Here is a 1,938-nt window from a genome sequence, read left to right as displayed (position 1 = left end):
ATATTAAATCATATTTAATGCATAAGAAATCAAATAAAGCCAAAAATTAAGTATGAATAGTCAAATTTTGAAATGTAACTTACCTCAGAAATGGATGTGTTGAGATGTTGAAAACCACGATCATTGGCGCAAGCGGCTACACAGGAGCAGAACTGGCTCTAATGATAAACAGACACCCTGAGCTCACGCTATCAGGTTTGTATGTCTCAGCCAATAGTGTAGACGCAGGTAAACCTATTGCAGCACTGCACGGTAAGTTAGCGGGCTTGATTGATATGCCAGTACAGCCATTAACGAATCCAGAAGAAGTGGCAAAGCAGTCTGATGTGATTTTCCTAGCGACAGCACATGAAGTGAGTCATGACCTGGCTCCTATCTTTCTAGAGAATGATTGCCAAGTATTCGACCTATCAGGTGCTTTTAGAGTTAAAGGCGAAAACTTCTACCAAGAGTTTTACGGCTTTGAACACCAACATGAACAGTGGCTAGATAAAGCGGCTTACGGTTTAGCGGAATGGAATGAGCAAGAGATTAAAGAAGCTCAGCTTGTTGCAGTCGCAGGTTGTTACCCAACGGCATCACAACTGGCGATTAAGCCTTTAGTTGAAGCTAAGTTACTGGACGAGAATCAATGGCCTGTGATTAACGCGACCAGCGGCGTTAGTGGGGCAGGGCGCAAGGCGACCATGGTCAACAGCTTCTGCGAAGTGAGCCTGCAAGCTTATGGTGTATTTAACCACCGTCATCAACCTGAAATGGCAGCACATTTAGGATGTGATGTGATTTTCACTCCGCACCTAGGCAACTTTAAGCGCGGCATTTTAGCGACCATTACTATGAAGCTGGCTCAGGGCGTGACAGAACAACAGGTACAAGATGCCTTTGAACAAGCTTACCAAGGCAAGCCAGCCGTAAGGTTACTCGAAGAGACATTGCCAAGAATTCAAGATGTAGAACAGACACCTTTCTGCGATTTAGGTTGGAAGGTTCAAGGTCAACACATCATCGTTGTTTCAGCGATTGATAACTTATTAAAGGGTGCATCTAGCCAAGCGATGCAGTGTTTAAATTTACGTTATGGTTTTGCGCCATTAACTGCGTTAGTGTAAGGAAATCTAGATATGAGCCTTAATAATCAACCATTAATCATAAAGCTAGGTGGCGCTGCGCTATCTTGTGGTGAAACACTTAGCAAGTTATTTGGTGCGATCTCTGCTTACCAACAACAAGCACAACGACCAATCGTGATTGTTCACGGCGGTGGTTACCTTGTCGATGATTTAATGAATAAGTTGAACCTTGAGACTGTTAAGAAAGAAGGTCTGCGCGTTACTCCTTATGATCAGATTCCTGTTATTGCTGGCGCGCTAGCGGGCACGGCGAACAAATTACTGCAAGGTCAGGCGATTAAAGACGGTATTAATGCTGTTGGTTTGAGCCTAGCTGATGGTGGTTTATGCAAAGTGAGCGAATTGAACGCTGAACTGGGCGCAGTTGGCAAAGCTGAACCAGGTGATTCAACCGTTCTACAAGCCATTCTGAATGCGGGCGCACTGCCAATCATCAGTTCAATTGGTCTAACTGAGCAAGGGCAACTGATGAATGTGAATGCTGACCAAGCTGCGGTTGCTGTTGCTGGTGCACTTGATGCTGAGCTGGTACTGCTTTCTGATGTAAGTGGCGTACTAGATGGCAAGGGTCACCTAATTCCAAGCCTTAACCAGCAGCAAGCTGATGACCTTATCGAAGGGAAAGTGATTACTGATGGCATGATCGTGAAGGTTCAAGCCGCACTAGAAGCTGCTAACGACCTTGGTCGACCAATCGAAGTCGCGACGTGGCGATACCCAGAAAAGCTAACACAACTGTTTTCAGGTAAAAGCATAGGAACACAGTTTTTACCTCAGTAGGTCTCACTGCGAGTCACTACTTAAAGAA

The 1,938-nt window shown here is 45.0% G+C and carries 2 protein-coding genes; both read left to right on the top strand.

Annotated features, from left to right (window positions below; genetic code table 11):
- Positions 1 to 104: 104 nt before the first annotated feature.
- Entirely contained in the window at positions 105 to 1,109 is a 1,005-nt protein-coding gene (gene argC, locus BCT81_RS23045; protein ID WP_008219684.1) for an N-acetyl-gamma-glutamyl-phosphate reductase, read from the top strand.
- A 12-nt stretch (positions 1,110 to 1,121) separates the two neighbouring features.
- The gene (gene argB / locus BCT81_RS23040) at positions 1,122 to 1,910 is read left to right on the top strand and encodes an acetylglutamate kinase (RefSeq protein ID WP_102425980.1); all 789 of its coding nucleotides are present in this window, start codon (positions 1,122 to 1,124) and stop codon (positions 1,908 to 1,910) included.
- Positions 1,911 to 1,938: the final 28 nt, after the last annotated feature.

Origin of the sequence: Vibrio sp. 10N.261.52.A1, assembly GCF_002876325.1 — a bacterium.
Taxonomy (GTDB): domain Bacteria; phylum Pseudomonadota; class Gammaproteobacteria; order Enterobacterales; family Vibrionaceae; genus Vibrio; species Vibrio chagasii.
Note: the sequence above shows the minus strand (reverse complement) of the source record. Positions and strands in the feature narration are given on the sequence as shown.

Excerpts from the sequence above, each read along its gene's own strand:
- argB (WP_102425980.1), top strand. The coding sequence starts at position 1,122 with ATGAGCCTTAATAATCAACCATTAATCATAAAGCTAGGTGGCGCTGCG.
- argC (WP_008219684.1), top strand. The coding sequence starts at position 105 with ATGTTGAAAACCACGATCATTGGCGCAAGCGGCTACACAGGAGCAGAA.